Genomic DNA, 232 nt, shown 5'->3' with positions numbered 1-232 from the left:
GATCTCGCTCAAGGCCCATGGCGCCACCCCCGGCGATGCGACCGCCGAGCAGATGCGGGTCATGGCGGACATGGCCGAGACCTACGGCCATGACGAGCTGCGCATCAGCCACGAGCAGAACGTGATCCTGCCCCATGTCCATCGCGGCGACCTGCCCGCGATCCATGCCCGGCTGAAAGGCGCGGGCCTGGCCACGGCCAATCTCGGCCTGATCTCGGACATCATCGCCTGC

At 68.1% G+C, this 232-nt stretch carries 1 pseudogene; it reads left to right on the top strand.

Going from position 1 to position 232, the window contains the following annotated elements:
* Positions 1-232 (top strand): annotated as a pseudogene (locus E0702_RS18350) (nitrite/sulfite reductase); the annotation flags it as partial.

Origin of the sequence: Halomonas marinisediminis (assembly GCF_004347715.1) — a bacterium.
Taxonomy (GTDB): domain Bacteria; phylum Pseudomonadota; class Gammaproteobacteria; order Pseudomonadales; family Halomonadaceae; genus Halomonas; species Halomonas icarae.
Note: the sequence above shows the minus strand (reverse complement) of the source record. Positions and strands in the feature narration are given on the sequence as shown.